Annotated in this window: 20 protein-coding genes; 6 read left to right on the top strand and 14 right to left on the bottom strand. The window is 43.7% G+C overall.

Annotated features, from left to right (window positions below; translation table 11 throughout):
• Positions 1-19: 19 nt before the first annotated feature.
• Positions 20-1,492, bottom strand: a complete 1,473-nt coding sequence (gene thrC / locus AAC978_RS11640) for a threonine synthase (RefSeq protein ID WP_341548216.1) — start codon at positions 1,490-1,492, stop codon at positions 20-22.
• A 180-nt stretch (positions 1,493-1,672) separates the two neighbouring features.
• Between thrC and AAC978_RS11635 the strand changes: the two genes are divergently transcribed.
• Positions 1,673-3,061: a uridine kinase family protein gene (locus AAC978_RS11635; protein ID WP_341548215.1), complete on the top strand. Its 1,389-nt coding sequence runs from the start codon at positions 1,673-1,675 to the stop codon at positions 3,059-3,061.
• An 86-nt stretch (positions 3,062-3,147) separates the two neighbouring features.
• On the opposite strand, the gene AAC978_RS11630 is transcribed toward AAC978_RS11635, so the two are convergent.
• The 3 genes from AAC978_RS11630 to AAC978_RS11620 form a co-directional block, all read right to left on the bottom strand.
• Positions 3,148-3,336, bottom strand: coding sequence for a 2-hydroxymuconate tautomerase (locus AAC978_RS11630; protein WP_341548214.1), 189 nt, complete (start codon positions 3,334-3,336; stop codon positions 3,148-3,150).
• A 109-nt stretch (positions 3,337-3,445) separates the two neighbouring features.
• Entirely contained in the window at positions 3,446-3,751 is a 306-nt protein-coding gene (locus AAC978_RS11625) for a GIY-YIG nuclease family protein (RefSeq protein ID WP_341548213.1), read from the bottom strand.
• A gap of 8 nt (positions 3,752-3,759) precedes the next feature.
• Entirely contained in the window at positions 3,760-4,515 is a 756-nt protein-coding gene (locus AAC978_RS11620; protein WP_341548212.1) for a fumarylacetoacetate hydrolase family protein, read from the bottom strand.
• Positions 4,516-4,577: 62 nt separating this feature from the next.
• On the opposite strand from AAC978_RS11620, the gene nth reads away from it, so the two are divergent.
• Positions 4,578-5,249: an endonuclease III gene (gene nth / locus AAC978_RS11615; protein WP_341548211.1), complete on the top strand. Its 672-nt coding sequence runs from the start codon at positions 4,578-4,580 to the stop codon at positions 5,247-5,249.
• Here nth and AAC978_RS11610 read toward each other — a convergent pair.
• From AAC978_RS11610 to AAC978_RS11570, 9 genes are all read right to left on the bottom strand, one after another.
• Positions 5,246-6,304: an HD-GYP domain-containing protein gene (locus AAC978_RS11610; RefSeq protein ID WP_341548210.1), complete on the bottom strand. Its 1,059-nt coding sequence runs from the start codon at positions 6,302-6,304 to the stop codon at positions 5,246-5,248. The genes nth and AAC978_RS11610 overlap by 4 nt on opposite strands.
• Positions 6,305-6,442: 138 nt before the next feature.
• Complete coding sequence (locus AAC978_RS11605; RefSeq protein ID WP_341548209.1) at positions 6,443-7,573, bottom strand: VanW family protein; 1,131 nt, start codon at positions 7,571-7,573, stop codon at positions 6,443-6,445.
• Positions 7,574-7,585: 12 nt separating this feature from the next.
• Positions 7,586-8,362: a PRC-barrel domain-containing protein gene (locus AAC978_RS11600; protein ID WP_341548208.1), complete on the bottom strand. Its 777-nt coding sequence runs from the start codon at positions 8,360-8,362 to the stop codon at positions 7,586-7,588.
• Positions 8,363-8,366: 4 nt separating this feature from the next.
• Positions 8,367-9,548, bottom strand: coding sequence for an MFS transporter (locus AAC978_RS11595; protein ID WP_341548207.1), 1,182 nt, complete (start codon positions 9,546-9,548; stop codon positions 8,367-8,369).
• A gap of 137 nt (positions 9,549-9,685) precedes the next feature.
• Complete coding sequence (locus AAC978_RS11590) at positions 9,686-11,080, bottom strand: citrate transporter (RefSeq protein WP_341548206.1); 1,395 nt, start codon at positions 11,078-11,080, stop codon at positions 9,686-9,688.
• Between the two features lie 501 nt (positions 11,081-11,581).
• Complete coding sequence (locus AAC978_RS11585) at positions 11,582-12,208, bottom strand: YigZ family protein (protein WP_341548205.1); 627 nt, start codon at positions 12,206-12,208, stop codon at positions 11,582-11,584.
• 5 nt (positions 12,209-12,213) lie between these two features.
• A complete protein-coding gene (locus AAC978_RS11580; protein ID WP_341548204.1) occupies positions 12,214-12,609 on the bottom strand; it encodes a thioesterase family protein in 396 nt (131 codons plus the stop codon).
• Between the two features lie 21 nt (positions 12,610-12,630).
• The gene (locus AAC978_RS11575) at positions 12,631-13,356 is read right to left on the bottom strand and encodes a demethylmenaquinone methyltransferase (RefSeq protein WP_341548203.1); all 726 of its coding nucleotides are present in this window, start codon (positions 13,354-13,356) and stop codon (positions 12,631-12,633) included.
• A gap of 73 nt (positions 13,357-13,429) precedes the next feature.
• A complete protein-coding gene (locus tag AAC978_RS11570) occupies positions 13,430-14,413 on the bottom strand; it encodes an asparaginase (RefSeq protein WP_341548202.1) in 984 nt (327 codons plus the stop codon).
• Between the two features lie 196 nt (positions 14,414-14,609).
• Between AAC978_RS11570 and AAC978_RS11565 the strand changes: the two genes are divergently transcribed.
• Positions 14,610-14,879: a late competence development ComFB family protein gene (locus AAC978_RS11565; RefSeq protein WP_341548201.1), complete on the top strand. Its 270-nt coding sequence runs from the start codon at positions 14,610-14,612 to the stop codon at positions 14,877-14,879.
• Between the two features lie 303 nt (positions 14,880-15,182).
• The gene (locus tag AAC978_RS11560) at positions 15,183-15,857 is read left to right on the top strand and encodes a Crp/Fnr family transcriptional regulator (protein WP_341548200.1); all 675 of its coding nucleotides are present in this window, start codon (positions 15,183-15,185) and stop codon (positions 15,855-15,857) included.
• Here the strand turns inward: AAC978_RS11560 and AAC978_RS11555 are convergent.
• On the bottom strand, positions 15,840-16,709 hold the full coding sequence (locus AAC978_RS11555; protein ID WP_341548199.1) for a hypothetical protein: 870 nt from the start codon (positions 16,707-16,709) through the stop codon (positions 15,840-15,842). The genes AAC978_RS11560 and AAC978_RS11555 overlap by 18 nt on opposite strands.
• Positions 16,710-16,860: 151 nt before the next feature.
• On the opposite strand from AAC978_RS11555, the gene AAC978_RS11550 reads away from it, so the two are divergent.
• The gene (locus AAC978_RS11550) at positions 16,861-19,113 is read left to right on the top strand and encodes a DEAD/DEAH box helicase (protein ID WP_341548198.1); all 2,253 of its coding nucleotides are present in this window, start codon (positions 16,861-16,863) and stop codon (positions 19,111-19,113) included.
• 134 nt (positions 19,114-19,247) lie between these two features.
• On the top strand, positions 19,248-19,520 hold the full coding sequence (locus AAC978_RS11545; RefSeq protein ID WP_341548197.1) for a hypothetical protein: 273 nt from the start codon (positions 19,248-19,250) through the stop codon (positions 19,518-19,520).
• The last annotated feature ends 41 nt before the right edge of the window (positions 19,521-19,561 follow it).

The following is a 19,561-nucleotide window of genomic DNA, read 5'->3' as shown; positions in this document are numbered from 1 at the left end:
GACTTTAGACGTTTTGACTTTAGATATATACTTTCTTAATCAGTTCAGAAATCTTGTCTGGGCTGACATGGCTCATTCCAAAGGTTTGTTTATCCTCTAACCCCTGAAGTCCTTGAGGAATAGCCCAACCGGTGATCTCACTCAGCTTCTTCAAATTAATCCATTCATCCCCTGAGACAGCACTTGCATCGATTCCCGCAAGAACAGTTTTGGCAAATTTATATGGGCTTGCAGTTGAAGCAATAATTGTATAGGTCTGATCACCCGACTTCTTCGCATAATCATCGTATACTTTCACGGCAACGGCAGTATGAGGATCTAAGACATAGGAATATTCTTGATAGACAGCATCAATGACCTTCAGAACCTCTGCTTCATTGGCCCAGCCGGCGTCAACTGCATCCCTTGCCTTGGCCAGGGTGTCAGAATCAACCATAAAGGCACCTCGTTCTTGAAGATCTTTATACCATTTGCTGATTTTATCCGGTCTTCTTCCTGACATTTCATACAAAAACCGCTCGAAATTGCTGGATATCAGGATATCCATCGAGGGCGAGGAAGTCACATAGAAAGGTCGATTTCGATTATAGATTCCCTCAGCAAAGAAATCTGTCAAAACATTATTTTCATTGGAGGCACAAATCAGTTTATTAATCGGTAAACCCATTATCTTGGCATAATAGGCAGCAAGGATATTACCGAAGTTACCCGTGGGGACAACCACATTCATTTCTTCTCCGGGACGAAGCGCTTGGGACTCCACGGCCTGCAGATAGGCCCAAAAATAATAGACGATTTGTGGCAAGAGTCTACCCCAGTTGATCGAGTTCGCTGAAGAAAAAGCGATGCCCTGTTGATTAAAGGTTGATCTCAATTTTGAACTGGCGAAAATCTCTTTAACTGCAGATTGACATTGGTCAAAGTTACCCATGACGGGCACAACCCGGGTATTAACTCCATCGGTGGTAGTCATTTGCCGTTCTTGAACAGTGCTGACACCATGCTCGGGATAAAACACCATGATCTCTGTGCCCTTAACATTCTTAAAGCCCTCCAAAGCAGCCTTTCCGGTATCTCCCGAGGTAGCTACAAGAATCAGGACTCGATCCGTTTTGGTTAGCACCTTCATGCTTTCGCCAAGTAAACGAGGCAGAACTTGCAAGGCCATGTCTTTAAAGGCAGCTGTAGGCCCATGCCATAATTCCAGTATTCCCATCTTCCCCACCCTTACCAGTGGAGCGGGATTATCCGAATCAAAGACCTTATTATTATATATTTCTGAAGCCTCAATGCATTTTTCTTTCTCAAAATCGGGAAGATAGGATTGAAAAATCAATTGAGCAAGCTCTGGATAGGTTAGACCGCGGATTTCCTCCCAGTTGATTTTTGGGTAATGCTTTGGAACAAATAATCCACCCACCGGAACCATACCCAAGGCAATGGCTTCTTTTCCTGTTTGTTCCGGATAATTTCCTCTTGTGCTTTCGTACAATTCGCTTCACTCCCCAAGACAATATCCGATTTCTATTCGCCACTGATAGACATTTTTCCTTCTCCAGTATACCATAACTAAAGGAAAGTCATTCCAAAACAGAGGAAGTTGCTGCTCTATTGGAGAATTATTCAACTATCAAGCTATTATCAGCAGATTATATGGAAAAGGAGCATAAAGATGAGTGTAAATGAGACTACTCACCGTCAATATCGGCAAACCCTTATTTTCGGTTTAATTATGATTATCGAGAAGCTTTTTCCACTAGAAAAGCTCAAAATTCAATACTCCATTTTGGATGGTGTCTACTGTGAATTAGAAAATTCTCCGCTTTCTTCACGAGAAGTATCCCTAATCGATGAACGTCTACATCAATGGGTGGACTCTGAGCCCCCCATCCTCTCCTGTGAGGAGGAGGATGGGTTTTTCCACACAAAGGTCAACCAAACCTTTGTAAAGTCTCTTTACCCTGCTCTACGCCCCACAGGGGCCCATTATCCCTATACCTTGATCTATTACCATCCCGGCTTTATATTGCACTTTTCCAACGCTGTACATCCCTGCGAGCTACCCAATTTTGTCCCACCAGAAAAATTAGCTGCTACCTTCCTGGAATCACAACGCTGGGTAGAAAATCTCCATTTGGATCAGGTTGAAGATATTAATCAAAATGTTCTTGATGGTAAGACAACCGAATTGATTTCCTTAGCTGAAGCATTACATGAAAAGAAAATCTCATTAATTGCGGACCGAATCCTCAGCCAAATTAAAAATCTTCGTATTATCCTTATCTCGGGCCCTTCTTCTTCTGGAAAAACTACCTTCGCTCAACGCCTATCCACACAACTATGTGTTAATGGTATTCGCCCCAAAGCCCTATCCCTAGATGACTATTTCTTAGACCGAGAGCACACCCCTCGCGATCAAAACGGTCAATTTGATTTTGAAGCACTTGAAGCCCTTGACTTACCATTGTTAAATCAGCATGTCAGTGCCTTGATTCATGGTGAAGAAATTGAGTGTCCCATCTTCGATTTTGTTGAGGGACGACGCAAAAATGAAGGTAAACGCATGAAGTTAGCAGCCGATGAAATCTTGGTTATGGAAGGAATTCATGCCCTGAATCCACGCCTTTTACCTTCCTTGGAGCGTTCTCATCTCTTCAAAATATATATAAGCGCCCTTTTCCAGCCTAATATTGATGCTCATAACCGCATCTCGACGACGGATGTACGTCAAATTCGCCGTCTAGTCCGCGATGACAAGTACCGAGGAATTAGCTCCGAAAAAACTCTTAATCAATGGCCCAGTGTACGGCGAGGAGAGATCAACAACATTTTCCCCTATCAAGAGGAAGCGGATGTTATGTTCAATTCCAGCCTGTTATATGAGTTGAACGCTCTTAAAGCCTATGCGGAACCTCTGCTCATTACGATTACACCTGACCATCCCTATCATGCCACCGCGACCCACCTCTTAAGACTTCTTCATCACTTTCAAACCATGGATGTTGCCAAAGTTCCTTTCAACTCTATCTTACGAGAATTCATTGGCGGCGGAATCTATTAGTCTTTTCTCTGCAAAAATGGAACAGTTTGCAAAGATGGAGCTGACCATTAATTATGATCAGCTCCATCTCTGTATGGGTATCGCTCTTATTGCTTATCGCTAGCGAGAATTCCTCCCGATGCAAAACTTTCCTTAGCCATATCCCGAATGATAATACTTACACTCTCGGGCTTAGCACCTGTGGTTTCGACAATAGCTTGTGTCACTTTTTCTACCATTTGCTTTTTTTGTTCTAGTGTACGACCTTCTAATAGATCGATCTGAACGAATGGCATAGCAGATCATCCTTTCCAATATCCATGAAATTATATTATAGTACTATTATAAAGCTTCTTTTCGCACTCTAATGTTAAATGGTGCATCGATGCACCATTTGAACTGCACTCAACTATTTAGCACCCCTATATCAAACTCGTAACCCTTCTCTTTAGCCAGCTGAAGAAGCTTTTCTGGAGAAGCAATCATGGCTTCCTTTTCCTGCCGTGAAAAGCGCTTGATGAAGGCCTCTAAACGAAGAGCCTGACCGCGATTCTCTACTACCCAAGCCTGCTTAAGAACTACAGGCCTCCGTCCCCGGGTATATTTGGCCCCTTTACCCTCGTTGTGCTCTTTGATTCTGCGCTCCAATTGCGGTGTTGTACCCGTATAGAGGGTCTTGCCGGCACATAGAAGGATATAAACCCAGTACATATCCTGCTCTAACCGACCTTATTCTCTAGCTTGCCGATGCCTTCGATTTCAATGGTGATGACATCGCCAGCTTTCATGGGGCCCACTCCTTCCGGGGTACCGGTCATAATCAGGTCTCCGGGGTTTAAGGTCATGATCTGTGAAATATAGCTGATTAACTCGGGAACGGAATTAAGTAAATTACGAGTATTGGAAGACTGCTTCACATCCCCATTCAGTAAGGAACGGATGTTTAAATTATTATGCTCAAGGTCAGGAACGATCCACGGACCGATGGGACAGAAGGTATCGAAGCCTTTACAGCGAGTCCATTGACCATCCTTCTTTTGCAAATCCCTTGCCGTGACATCATTTCCACAGGTGTATCCAAAAATATAATCCTGTGCTTGGGCTACCGAGATATTCTTGGCGGTTTTCCCCATGACTACCACCAGCTCAGCTTCATATTCAACTTGTTGACTCATCGCCGGATGATCAATCACATCCTCTGGTCCGATCAAAGCTGTCGAGGGTTTAAGAAAAATGACGGGTTCATCATGTCGAGTATGTCCTAGCTCTACGATGTGTTTGGCATAATTTAAACCAATGCAAACAATTTTGCTCGGTTCTACCGGCGCTAAGAGACGCACCCCTGCCAAGGGGATGATTTGTCCCGTTCTCTGGCAACCCTCTTCTAGATAAGATCGATCAAGAACATGAATTGTTTCACCCTCGACCTGTCCGTAAAAAGTATCCCTCTCATGAGAAAACCGTATGTATTTCATCAAATCTCTCCCTTTCCCAAAATCTCATTGGATAATAAATATTATAGCTTCTGGAGGTTATTATGAGCAAAGACGATTCCCAAGTATTAACCGACCCCCAAAGAGTAGATTCTATTCTGACCCTTTTGGAAAAGACTTATCCTGATGCCCATTGTGAACTCAACTTTTCGAGCCCCTTTGAGCTCCTGATCGCTACCATGCTCAGTGCTCAAGCTACGGATAAAAAAGTAAACCAAGTGACTGAAAAGCTCTTCCTGAAATACAAAACTCCGGAAGATTTTTTGACCTTGACTCTGTCCGCGATGGAAAATGCTATCAAAGAGCTGGGCCTCTACCATAATAAAGCTAAAAACATCCTCTCCACCTGTCGGATATTAGTAGAGGACTATGGGAGTGAGGTTCCAGATGAGATGGACGCTCTGACTCAATTGCCCGGAGTGGGCAGAAAAACAGCCAATGTGGTATTAAGCAATGCCTTTAACGTCCCTGCCTTGGCTGTGGACACCCATGTTCTCCGTGTCTCTAATCGCCTGGGATTAGCCTCCGGCACCAATCCCGATATGATTGAGAAACAATTGAAGAGCTTGATCCCCCGTTCTCAATGGAGTCAAGCTCATCATTGGCTTATTTGGCATGGACGCAGAATCTGCGCCGCCCGTAATCCCAAATGTCAAGTTTGCCCCTTGACGGCTTTGTGTCCGAGTTCATCAATCCCGATCCGGATGCCGAACTAGCTTAACACCTCGGTAATAAAGACTGTTCTCTGTTCGACCATATTATATTCTTTAGCCTGTCCTATCTCAAACTTCATATCATCAAACACACGTACCACTGGGCGTGCCGGAATACTAGGATTTTGGTTCACCACTACCCCAATCTCCCCGGTATTCAAACGAACTGTACTTCCGGAGGGGTATGCTGCAATATTGCGCAGAAACAGGCGCACAGGCTCCAAGGGGAAGGCTTTACCCACAAGGCCCATAAGAACCTCACAAGCTTCGTGGGGCATAATTCTTTCCAGACCGCTGTGATCGGAGGTCAATTTATCATAGAGGTTGGCAATCGCTACGATTTGGGCAAGTGGATGGATCTCATCTCCTCTAAGCTGACGGGGATAACCGGTTCCATCAATATACTCATGGTGCTGAAAGGCAATGTGGGCAACCACAAGATTGAGATCCTTACGCTTGCGGAGCTCTTCAAAGCCTAGTTTCGTATGTGTCTTCACCTGCTCTTCCTCTTCTTCCGTGAGAGGCTCATTCTTCTCAAGGAGATTCTGAGGAAGATGCACCATACCGATGTCATGGAGAAGGGCACCTATTGCTAGAGTTTCCAGTTTTTCTTTATCCAAAAGCATAACCTTACCCAAAACAGTTGCAAGGACACAAACATTCACAGAGTGAGCAAAGGTATGATTATCCTTGCTACGAATATCCATCATATTGACTAGGATGTCTTTTTTGAACAAGATCTCTTCCACAATTTTACTCACCATGTTGCGCAAATGAAAATCATCGATATCCTTTCCCACTCGGATGGCTTGAGATGCCTGCTCGATAATTTCAATAGCTTGTCGGCGACTATCTTCATCGATTATATCTTCTGGGATAACGTCTTCAAAACGATCATCTTCAATATATACTATGGTGATACCCATGTCTCTCATTTTACTAATGTAGAGAGGTGTGAGTTTAACCCCTTTCCCCAGTAAAACCCGTCCATTACTCGAATATATCGTTTTGCCCAGTACATCACCTATTTTTAGGGTATTCACACTGACTTGACGCACCAAGTCCCCCCCTTTTGAAAAACATATTATTATTCATCCTACACTATTAAAGTTTCTTTTTAAATCCATCTTTGGTCCTATCCAAAAAAAAAAAATCAAATACCTAAAACTAAAAGCCGCTCCATGGGCGGCTTTTAACTATTTAGGATCACTTAACCAATTTTCAGGCTTTACTGGATAGCCATCGGGTGCTTGAAGCAAGGGATGTTTCGCATCAGTTTGACCAAAGACCCTTACTCTAATCCAGCTTTTACCTGTAGTAGCACTTATGAGCAAATAACCCTGTGTCGAATTTCGAAAGCGAAAATCTAGTACTCCGTAAGCAACGGTAGCATCCTCTTTTAAAGGCACATAGGAAACCGGTAAAGAATGAGAATGTCTTTCTAAGACCTCTAGATTAGCCTGTTTGACGGCCTGATAGAGGGTTGTAGAATCCTGGCAGATCCCTCCGCCATCATCGACACCGACTTGATTGCCCATAAAAACATAAGCTGGTAAATATCCTCGCTCGGAATCCCTTTCACCCACTACATCATTAAAAGAGAACTCTCCACCAGGAGGAAGTAGGAACCCATCTATTGCCTCAGCCGCAAGTCGGACATTGTTTACGCGCTCATAAAAATACGGGTCATAATATGTCGTATAATCACCTAAAGGACTCTTAACTATCTCCAATTCCGCTGTTGTAGGATGAACTTCTACAACCTCGGTGACTAACGGGACTGGCTCTAAACCGCTGCCCTGTTGCAATTGTTTCCAAGATTCTTCAATATTAACACGCACTCCAGCGCTACCTTGCTCTAGTATTACTGAACCATCTCCATAATAAACTCTAGCAGCCTTTCCCACTTGATCAATGCTTTGGGCAATTGTCATCAATTGAGAAACCATCTCTTCTTCATTGAGTTTTTGGGGCGAAGGAGATGATAAAGTCATTCTACGCAAATACTCGAAGGAATCAGTGATGAAGTTACCCGTTGAAATTGCGTATTGACGTGTCAAATAATCGTGCAGATTTTGATTGGTTAGAGTAAGCTCTAATGGGTAAAGATTTTGATCGTGGATCACTGCTTTTGGGATTTCTTCAATAAGGACATTATACGCTTCTTCTAGAGCCATACCACTAATGTCTTTACCCCAAATAACCAGTCCATCTGGTGCTTTGGCATAACCAGCCCCATAAGTAACTGAAGCTCCAACCAGAATGGAAATGAGGAGCTGACAAAATAGAATAGCAAAAAGAAGTCCCCACGTTTTCCTTCTTAACATAGTTCAGCCAACTTAGTTCTTATGAAGTAAAGAAGTGATTTCCATTAGCTTACTCCGTGTAGTAATCTGACGAATTGTTGTTTCAGTCATCGGCTCACCTGCATGTAACATTTCGCCATTATCCAATTCAACATCTTGAACTACAGTCTTACCAACAAAATATTGCAATTGACGTTGTTCAAAAAGATTGAACTCCGCAGCTTCATTTTGTTGACTAACTAAATCTTCTTCAGCAACTACTGGAGTAGCTTCGCTAACCTTTGGTTCTATCACTTCAACTTTACCACTTACAGCTTGACTAACAACTTCTGTCACAGTATCCCGTGGATCCACTTCAATAATTAGGAGCTCTTTACCATAAGTAATGATTTGTTCTCCATTGACTTGATGACCTTCACCATTATTATCTGTAATTGCACATTGAGCAATTTTTCCGGTCTGTTCGTCGATGAGAATCTCTTTTACTTCACCGATCAATGCACCTTTTTTTGTCAATACTTTTGTGCCGATGACTTGGACACCTTGCTGTATCAATTCTTGCGCTTCGTTACTATTAGCAACGTTTTGAATTACATCAGGGTTAGGGACGGTCAGAGCAAACTCTCCTAATCCAATAATATCAGCAAAGGAAATCACTTTAGCGCCAAAATAATCTGTGGGCTGGTCCACCACAAAAAACTCTAAGCTCCCCTTTTGAGGATTAAGAATATAGTCTTTTACCACTCCCACTTGTGTTCCTTCTGATATGCTAATAATACGCAAACCTTTGATTTCTGCACTTGCCTTCATCTCATTAATCAGTCCTTCCTAAAATCTCCCTTGGAATTGGCAAGTTTTCCACTTCCAGCCATTCCACGAGTTTAATACCCCACTCAGGAGGCGCATTTTGAATATATTCATTGAGATAAGGAGTGACCTTATCCAACGCATCATAAATTGAGGAACCATTTCTCCAGTGTTTACAAATTTCCATAATTAAGTAAAAAGCAATATCATAAGATGGCTTTTGTTCTAGGGCCAAAATAAACCATTCAGCTGCAAGGTGAAAACGTCCCTGCTCCTTCGCCTGGAACCCTCTATCAATAAGGTCCTCGATGCTGAATTCCTCAGCCTGCCTGAAGGAAGTAATCAATGGCGATGTGGGAGCCATGGGTTCTATGGGCTCACTGTATTCTTTATGATCAATTACTTCAGTTGGTTCAACTGGTTGTTGTGATTCTACTGCTTCTACCCGTTCTATCGATTCGGCTAGCTCTACCGACTCTACTGGCTCTTCCGACTCCACTGGCTCTTCCGACTCCACTGGCTCTTCCGACTCCACTAGCTCTTCCGACTCCACTAGCTCTACCGACTCTACTGGCTCTTCCGACTCCACTGGCTCTTCCAACTCCACTGGCTCTTCCGGCTCTACTGGCTCTTCCGACTCCACTGGCTCTTCCGGCTCCACTGGCTCTTCCGACTCCACCGACTCTTCCGACTCCACTGGCTCTTCCGACTCCACTGGCTCTTCCGACTCCACTGGCTCTTCCGGCTCTACCGACTCTTCTAGTTCAGTTGTCTCCGTTTCTTCAGCTGGTTCCGTAGATTCTTCATAATTCGTAGCATCGAACAAATCATCTACAATAATCTCAGCTGTAGAATCAAGATCCACTGCCTCTAAGTCAAACTGGTGTTGAGCCTCTATGAGTACAACCGCAGGATCCGTCACAAATTGAGTTTCTTCCGATTCCTTAAAATCAATGACTTCTGTTTGATCCGAGTTGGTATCCCCTTCATTAATGTCCTTTGCCCGGTTCCTGGCAACCATTATTACTATGGCTAAAAGAAGGAACCCACAAACACCAACTATCCAAAGTAGAATTCTACCTTGGCGTAGTGCATAAGGGAAAATTTGGGCAAAGATAAGCATTGACAAGGACGCAAATACAACCTCGCCCTTCTTCAACTTCGCTCGATCAGCTATCCGAAGTACCATAAATATAAAAGGAGCACTGACTATCATTACAGTTATCCAATATAACGAAATCTTACGCTCCCCCCCTTATTATCTTTGACTATCTCGTATATTCGACACAAACCAAGTTTCTCCTTCTCTTTCTATGAATTACCGTATCATAGCTGCAGTAAAGTCCACCCAAAGGCACAAATAACAGCTGCCAGGTAGGCAGGTATTGTATATTTCATTATGCTATGAACCTCAACCCCTGCCACGGCAGATGTCACAGCTACAAATCCCCAGGGTATTAAAGCTGCTCCGGTCCATATCCCGACCACCTGGCCCAAGACTGCTAAAGGAACCGCTGGCAATTGAGATACCTGGCTTAGAGCAACCGCAATCCCCCCCACTAAAGGTAAACACGAGAAGCCAGAACCATCTAGTGAACCGAGAATGGCTATGAACACAATAAGCGCCGATACCGTCCATTTCGTAAGCGGAAGTATTTCGGAAAGGAGGATAGAATAATCATAAAAATAGCCTGGTCCATCCAGCAAAAAAACCTGCTCGTAACCGGCCATCGTCCCTAGAAAAAAAAAGCTGGACATCATGACTATGGGTGCAAATACTCCCATAGCATAACGCATTCCTTCCTTGACGTAAACAATAAATTGAGCGAAGGCTCTTTTCTTTTCCGTAAGTACTGTACATAGGCAGAGGATCAATAAGGTCACTCCGCCAATCAATCCACTAGCTTCATCCCCACGAATTTTGTACATTAGAATGGTGATTACAGTGCCTAGATAGCTCAAGCCTATAATGCCTGCTATCCACTGGTTTCTCTTGGGGGATGACCCCTGTTGAGTGACCTTCTTATCCTCTCTTTCCATTCCTAGATTGCCTTTTTGCCCTGCATCCATTAGTTTTTTTGGCATTTCTTCTTTATTTAAAAACAACTTTAGTGCTATATAACCAATTAAAGCACCACAACCACCGCTCAACATAACCACAGGAAAAGAGGCAGAGAGAATCACGGCAATAGGAATCCCTGTGGCTTTGCTTATCAATGAAGGCGCCCCTTGGATAACGAAATCCCCCGATAATCCTATTCCCTTTCCAAAAACCGCTAAACTGACCGCGAGAGGGATAGGATGGATTCCCGCCCGCCCCAAAGCAGGTATAACTGCCGCTCCTAGAAGAGTCAACGCTGGAGTCGGCCAGATCAATAAAGTCAATACCCACATGACAAGCCCAATTGACCAATAAGCTACACTTATGGATTTAATTCTCATCAAAGGACTCACTAAGATTTGATCTGCACCCGACTCTTGGAGCAGCTTGGTTAGCGCTACGATAAGTCCAATCAGCACAATTACTCCGAGCAGGTTATCCGTAGCAAGAATTATTGCCCGAAAGGATATCTGCACCGCTTCAATCCCATTACCACTTTGGGCAATTCCTACTCCAAATAAGCCGATCGTGGCAGGTAATAAAGGAAGCTTACGGAAGAACAAAGCAAAGATAATAATCAAGATAAAGAAAAGAAACACCCAATGCGCTATACTAAACATGATTATCCCCCTCATTCCCTTAATCTGCCACTTCAATCATGGAAGTATACAAGGGAATGAAAGTATGAAAAAAGACTGCTCCTATACTGAGCAGTCTCTAAATCCCTAATTTACTTGATATCTACGCGTGGGAAGGTCTTGTGGCTTTACTTCTTGTTCCTTTAGGAGTGTTAAAGGAATTGAAGCTAACAGAGAAAATTTGGCGACATGAAGCGCACACAGCGATTCCGCAACTAACCAAAAAGATCCCCAGAATAATCATTGCGATCCAAGCTAACATAACATCTACCCCCTTCGTCGTAGTCTATAAGTAGTGACACGATGCTATATATCATTTCAAGTAATAACTTTCACTTACCTTTACTCATATTATATGTGAAAACAAAAGCATACGCAAGTGAAAGTTCTTGTTTTCTTATATTAAAAATACTCTGATTTTTTCACCAAATAAACCTTCATCTAAATAAAGAAGACCCCGCCTTAGCTGGGTCTTTCATCTTATTATTCAAGTTCAGCACATAAAGTAACTTCTATCTCCCGTGCAACAACTTTTCGTTCAGTAAAATCGGCCAACCAGTCTAAGAATTGTTGTCTATCCGCCCAAGGAATATACACTTGAAATTTTACAAGCGCAAGGAATTCCTCGTTAGCGGTTGACCAGGAATACTGTTTTAACCAGTATTTTAACGGCTCATACCACTCGTAACCTGCTTCGATTTCATAAATCTGATGAGGAACAAGCCTCCCTACAGATGCTTGATCCATCAACTGACGTGCAGTGCCGCCATAGGCTCGGCTTAGCCCACCCGTACCGAGAAGAATCCCCCCAAAATAACGAATAACCACCAGAAGGACATCCCATAACTGACGATATTGAAGCACATCGAGGACGGGTCTTCCACCTGTTCCTTGTGGCTCACCATCATCTGTGGACTTTTCCAGTTGGCCTTGATAGAGACGATAGGCATAGACATAATGACGAGCATTGGGGTAATCCTTGCGAACCTCCTGAAGTCTTTGCTCCACTTCCTGCGTATTGGTGACTGGAAACACAAGGCCAATAAAACGCGATTTTTCAATGACTTGCTCCCATGCCGATGCACTTAACACTGTATCATAGCTTTCCACAGCCATTACTCCTGTTCACTACGTTTTAACAATGCTTTACTCATGAATTTTTCGGCATCGATCAAGAATCGTTCGTGAACTCCTGTCCCGATAAGTTCTTTCTCATCGAAAGCTTCTAATTTAAAGACTAAACGGCGACGGTCAATCTCTATCAACTCAGCTACAGCCCAGACTTTCATATCAAGAGGGGTTGCTGCAGTATGCTTAATGTCAAGCGCGACCCCTACACTGCTTTGTCCGTCCTCTAACGTTAAAGCATTCACAGCTGCTTCCTCCATCATAGCGACTAAAGCAGGTGTAGCAAATACATCCAACGAGCCACTACCCATTGTTTTTGCAGTGTTGGTTTGATCAACCAGCTTTTCTGCCCTTCCCTTTGCGCCGAGAGTTAATTCTCCCATCTCATCACCTCATGTCTTTCATCATTTATTCTTAGGCTTGCGACCACAGACGATCGCCACAACCCCACCGGCAAGATTAATGTAGCGAGTATCCGTTAAACCATTGCTAGCAAAGATACGTGCTAGTTCTTGTTGAGCGGGAAATTCTACTGCCGAGTCATGAAGATACTGATAGGCCTTTGCCTTCCCAGCCCAGATTTTCCCCATTAAAGGAACCAGTTTATTAAAATAGAGCCAATATCCTTGCTTAAAACCAGGCATTGTCGGCTTAGCCATGTCTAACGAGACAACCATACTGCCCGGCTTAACGACACGCACCATCTCTCGAACCCCTTTTTCCAAATCGGGAAGGTTTCTAAGCCCCCAGCCCACGGTTGCTCCGTCAAAGGAGTTATCCGCAAAGGGCAAGTTCATGGCATCCCCCTGTTTAAGTTCAATAATTGCCCGATAGGGTGAATTCGCCAAATTCTCCTTGGCTTTGCCTAGCATATTTTCTGAGAAATCCAATCCTGTTACATGTCCCTGCTCCCCCACCGTCATGGCTAGCTCTAAGGAGAGCTGTGCTGTCCCACAACAGATATCAACCATGTTCATGCCAGGCTTTGCTTCAACAGTTTGAACTGCTTTTCTTCGCCATCCTTTATCTAAACCAAAACTCATCAAGCTATTCATCAGATCATAACGCTTGGCAATTGAGTTAAACGTATCTTGAACATAGGTTGCTTTATCCTTACCGGAAAAATCCATCAATAAAATCCTCGCTTTCTAGGCTTCCATTACATTCCTCCCTTAGGATTGTAATGGATTATTCTTTCCTTGTCTACTTTACGCCACCGCTGCTGAGAATTTCTCGCAGGTCATCCTGAGTGACTCCGGACTTTAAGGCGATGCTGAGAAGCAAACGCACTTTCTCTGTAGAAAGGTCTCCGGCAAATAAGGCACCATGCTCTTGGAGATTGGCTCCACCACCAGGGTAACCATAGATGGGGGCAGTTCGCCCAAACAAGCAACGAGAGGTTACCACCGTGGGTATATTGCGGGCGGTAATTCTTTGGAGAGCCGGAACGACTTCGGGAGGTACATTTCCTCGGCCGAAAGCCTCGATTACAACTCCCTCAACTTGAGAGTCCACCATACACTCTAACAACCGTTCGTTCATACCTGTGTAAGCCTTACAGATAATCACCTTTGCCAAGGAGGAAGGAAGATCAAATTTTATAGTGGGCTCGGGTTTACGGTGCCACAGCACTTCCTCGTTGTCAATGCTCCCGAGTGAACCTAATTCTCCGGAACTAAAGGCATCGACATGGCTGGTATGTAGTTTCCTGACGTCCCTTGCCGCATGAATCTCTTCATTTAAAGCAATCAAAACTCCTCGCTCTTTGGCACGGGAATCGAGGGCAATTCTCAGGGAATTATGTAAATTACGAGGTCCGTCTGAGTCCCGTTCTGAAGCATCTCTCTGAGACGCCGTCAGAATAACCGGTCGTGTATCTTTAACTGTAAGATCCAAGAAATAAGCTGTTTCCTCTAAGGTGTCGGTTCCATGGGTGATAATGATCCCTTGGCAATCCGGATCAGCAAACGCTTCATTGACAACCTTGGCCAATTGGAGCATACGCTCCGGATCAAAATTACAGCTGGCTACATTACTAAATTCGATCACATCCCATGTGGCGTCTTTCTGCAATTCGGGTAGACTTCCTAATAGATCGTGTCCAGTAACGGCTGGTACCGCTTTGCCACAAGGATCCTTGCGCATGGCGATCGTACCACCTGTGGCTATTAGTTTAACCTTTTTCATTTCTTTCCCTCACTTTTTATACGCCCAGTGATGTTTTCCACTAAAAATAAGTATACATTCATTTTAATATTATTTCCTCCTCGGAAAAAGCAACTTTGCAGACAGAGCAAGTGAAAATTAAAATTAATTCTCTTGTGCATCCGACAAATTCCCACTATTATGAAGATAGGATAGTATTTTTAGAGGAGGCTGAGTCATGTATGAATTAAAAAACCACACCGAAAGTGTGGTACATCATGTTTTAAAAGAGTATATGGAAAAATATCAATTACCATGCTCATGCGATCGTTGTCAAGCCGACATAGCAGCTCTTTCCTTAAACCAGTTACCCAGCAGATACTATGTTTCTCTCCGTGGGGAAATACTAACCCAATGGGAGTCGGAATCCTTGCCCGATAAAGCTCGGGTTATTTCCGCTATTGTTAGTGCTGCCCAGCGCGTTGCCGAGGCACCCTCCCATACATAATCAATCCAGATTACCCAATCCAAAATCAACTGCAAATAATGATTAAAATTATAACCAGAAATTGAATGATTATTGCCGTGATTTTAAAGGGTGAGTCTACAGTAAACTGTATTTTAATTGGAACACTCTCCACTTTTGCCATCTTACTCTCCTTTAATCTCTCAGTCCTCGATTACTGCTCTCCTTGCCCTGGATTTCTATAGTTGCCTTAACAGCAAGAAAATAAGTCTCTACTAATAATATTCCTATTCATATGATGTTGTGAGAAACCATCTTTTAGCTCGTGTAAAGTGAGGTATTATTTTGCTGGATCCAGAACTACTAAGACGTTTTAGTTTATTCTCATCCCTACCTGATCAAGATTTATCACCCGTTTTGCCTCTTTTCAAAACCCGGAAATATCGAAAAGGGCAAATTCTCTTTATTGAAGGAGAAATCGGCTCCCAGGTTTATTTTATCCTTGAAGGTCAAGTGAAGCTCAGTAAAGCTTTGCCTAATGGTGATGAACAAATACTCGATTGGTGCGGTCCCAGTGACAGCCTCGCAGAAATACTCTTGGTTGAACCCGGTTCCTATCCGGCTACCGCAGAAGCACTGAGGGACAGCACTCTTCTTGTGTTATCCAATGAAGGGATGGTTGAAATATTAGAAAGTCATCCTCATTTAGCAGTAGCACTCATTCGCAAGCTCAATATGCGTTTGCGTATGAATCAGGAGTTCATTCGAGTTTTGACTAGCCGTTCTACGGCAGGAATTTTGGCCACCCTCTTACTTCGCCTAGCTAAGCCAGCTACTACGCAAGGACAACCCATATATTATGATGCAACACTTACCAACAAGGATTTAGCCAGTATGATTGGCACTTCAAGGGAATTGGTTAATCGCACCCTTAATCAATGGAAGAAATCCGCGATAATCCGCCAAAATGAGGATCGCATGGAAATTCTGCTCCCTCATGAATTAGCGGATTGGCCATGAGGCAAGTGGGCGAGGACCTGTTGAACTCTCCATATCTAAAGGACGAAGACCGTTCCAAGTAGCTTCCCAAGATAATTCGGGATTACGCCGCCAAAACACCATGGCGGCTCTTACTTTTTCTACGCTGCTTTCTTGGGGTATCAAACGAAGATAACTTTTTCCACCCCAAGCCTTCACCCATTCCGTATAGCAGTGCTGGTACTCAGGGGTGGCTTTCTTCATATGCTTTAGGGCAAAAAAGGACGCAATACCGATTAGAGTCGAATCTTCATTTCCGCGACGAAAGGATTGACCATCTAAATCTTGGCCGCCGATAATCAACAAGCAATAGAGTAAATGAATCCGCACGACTTGTCGCACAATCTCTGGATTCAATTTTAAAATCTCGGCAAACCTTCCTAAGGGACGCAGAAAAATCTTAGCACAGGGTTCAGAATATGAAAGCTGGACAAACACGGATAAGGGTAAAGGAAACAGGTCGTCCATGCCTGACTCCGCTAATTTGGAGATCAATTCATTTTCCATGTGCGACACTTTGCGGTCCTGTTGTTGAATTTTTTGCGACGTTTCGCGGAGGAAGGATTCCGCTTCCTTTGGTTGCTCGGGAAGCTCCTCCAGCCATTCTCTCAAACGGGCCCGCCGAGGCAAAATGATCTCTAGCAAAGTAGCCGTCTCCTGATGGAGGATTTTAAACCCTGTTTTGATTTCCTCTGGATTGCGATAAAGTCCCCGCATGAGCGTTTCCGCACCCTGGGGTACCTCCATGGTTTCATCAAAGCGTATCATCGCTTCTCCATTTCTTTCCGGAAAGCGAAGCCCCATGGCTTCCTCGGCCTCTAGGCGCAATGACATTTAGACTCCCCCCTTGGCCAGTTCTTGTTTCATCATATGGCCTTTTTGGCTTACTCATGCCATAATCTTCATAGAATCCTTCCATAATTTGACCCTTAGAGAAGGGTTTGTTAAAATAGATAAAACTCCGGAAGAAATGAGATGATTTTCAATGTCTGCACGCACATATCACGGCTTAACTTTAGATGCATTTCAAGAAGAAGCCTTAGATGCCATTGATGCCGGAAAATCTGTAATTGTCGCTGCTCCCACCGGAACAGGAAAAACACTCGTCGCTGATTATTTAGTCGAAAAAGTCATGGCCGATGGACGACGAATTATTTATACCGCACCCATTAAAGCACTGAGCAACCAGAAGTTTAAGGATTATAAAGCCCTGTTCGGCGTTGAAAATGTCGGTATCCTTACCGGGGATGTGGTGCTCAATTCGGAAGCTCCTTTACTCATTATGACAACTGAGATTTTCCGAAACCAAGTGATTACCAACGACCCTACCTTGGAATCCGTGTCCTACATCATTTTCGATGAGATTCATTGGCTTAATGATGAGGAACGAGGTACTGTCTGGGAAGAGTCCATTATTTTAGCTCCCCCGCACATGAAGCTATTGGGCTTGAGTGCTACCATTGCCAATGCTCATCAGCTGGTAGAGTGGATCGGAACCATTCGCCAAGAGGATGTCGCATTGATCGAAGAACATCGTCGCATTGTTCCTTTAGAATACTATTACTTTTCAAAGGATACCGGTTTGATCACCTATGACAAGCTCTGGAAATATTATCGCCAAAGAATTACATCCGCCCCTCCTCAAGAGGGTAGCTTGTTTGCCCCAACCAGTCATATTGACTTGATTAAGGTCATCCAAAAACAATATCTACCTGCTCTCTACTTTGTCTTCAGTCGCAAACAATGTGCCGATAAGGCATCAGAATTAGCCTCTTTAACCAATTATTTAAAGCCTCAAGAAAGAAAACAAGTCGAGGATGCTTTTCTAGATCATTTTGGCCCGGAAGAAGAATGGTCAGCCTCCACACGCTTGTTGCGACGGCTTGCGGTCAAAGGAATTGCTTTTCACCACGCGGGGCTTATACCCTCGCAAAAAGTCCTGGTTGAAGAGCTGTTTCTTAAACGCCTTATTCATGTCCTTTATTGTACCGAAACCTTCAGCGTAGGCATCAATTACCCGGTTCGTTCCGTTTGCTTTGATAGCTTAAACAAATTCGACGGTCGCAACTTTCGTTCCTTGGCTAATCACGAATTTTTTCAAATGTCCGGACGGGCGGGCCGACGGGGATTAGATGAACGAGGCTATTCCTTTGCTCTTGTAGATCTAAATTATATGGAAAAAAGTCCCCCTCCCCGCTTCAATATTAACCGTTTAGAACCACTGACCAGTCAATTTAAACTAAGCTATAACACGGTCTTGAATCTTCAGCTCACCCTCACACTTGAGCAAATCCAGATCTACTTTCAGAAAAGCTTTGCCGCTCACAGCAATCTCCAGATTCACGGACATCTGATTGCTGAATTAGCTCAACTGGAAGAACAGTTTGGTAACAAAGGTGAACACGTGTGTAAACATGCCGACAGCTATACCTGTCCCGTCAGATATCTCCCGAAAAAGACAGAATTGGACCGCCTTAAACGGGCCTATCACGCTTTAGGACCACGCCGCCAAAATCGAGTCTACGGCCGAGAAATGGCCCGCAAAATAAAAAATTGGGAAAAGCTATTATCCCAGACCCCGCAAAAATGCCCTAACTCAAAGTTAGAGCTGTGCGAGAAGGAAAATAAACAGCGTCGAAAATTGCAGCAAAGCATGGTTGATATCCGTAAAGAGCTCAAGACTTTGCCGGGTCAAGACTATTTCTTCAATGAATTTCAATATAAAAAGAATCAATTAATTCAACTGGGATATATCCGCGATGATGAATTACTCCCCCGCGGGGAATGTGCGCGCCATATCTACGTCCAGGAATTATTAGTAACGGAGCTTATTTTTTCAGATGTATTTGATACCTTGAACGACGACCAATTAAATGGTTTGCTTTCAGCTATTGATTTTGAATCCCGTAAAAACGACTATTTTCAAAGATTACCCGTCTTAGACTGGACACCCATCCAAGAACTATCCCGTTATATTCAAAGCGTCTGTGGCACAGATTCAGTGCGCTATGATCCAAGAGTTTCGATCATTGTCTACTCATGGAGTCAAGGCCTCTCTTTTCCGGAGGTTCAGCGACTATCTAATCTGGATGAAGGAGATATCATCTCCGTGATTCGACGTACCATTGACCTACTCCGCCAAATGCGCGATGCCATCAAAGAACCGGCCTTGCTCCAGCGTTTAAAAGTTTGTATGGATAAACTTGATCGTGATGAAGCGGCAGTTCTCGCACTTTAGCATGCATAACTATTCCAAGAAATGCTCATAATTGTCTTGAGGTGATAAACTTGGAATATGTGGTTTGTTTAAAAAAGGAAATAGAGCTTTTTAGTGAGCGAGAGGCCCAGAAGAGGTACCTTGAGCTTGTTGCTATGGGGTACAAGGAGAAGGATATTCTTCTAGCTGAACCCGTACCGGTGCAAATTCATCTCAATATGGGGCAAAACAATGGGGCTCAAGCTAATCCGGCTATGTACTCTGGGGTCAACAATGGATTCCAAAACACTGCCGTCCCCGGATATCCCATGTCCATGCCCAGCATCGACACACAAGCCGATCAGAATACAAATATGACCATGATAGCAACTAATGATGGATATGAGCCGGAATCTACTGATGAACTACCTTCAGACACCATGAGTTAAGAAAAAAAAGATGAACTCAATTTACATGAGTTCATCTTTCT

It is taken from the genome of Desulfitobacterium sp. THU1, from assembly GCF_038181555.1.
GTDB lineage: Bacteria > Bacillota > Desulfitobacteriia > Desulfitobacteriales > Desulfitobacteriaceae > Desulfitobacterium.
The sequence above is the reverse complement of the archived record's forward strand: the minus strand, read 5'-3'. Positions and strand labels throughout refer to the sequence as shown.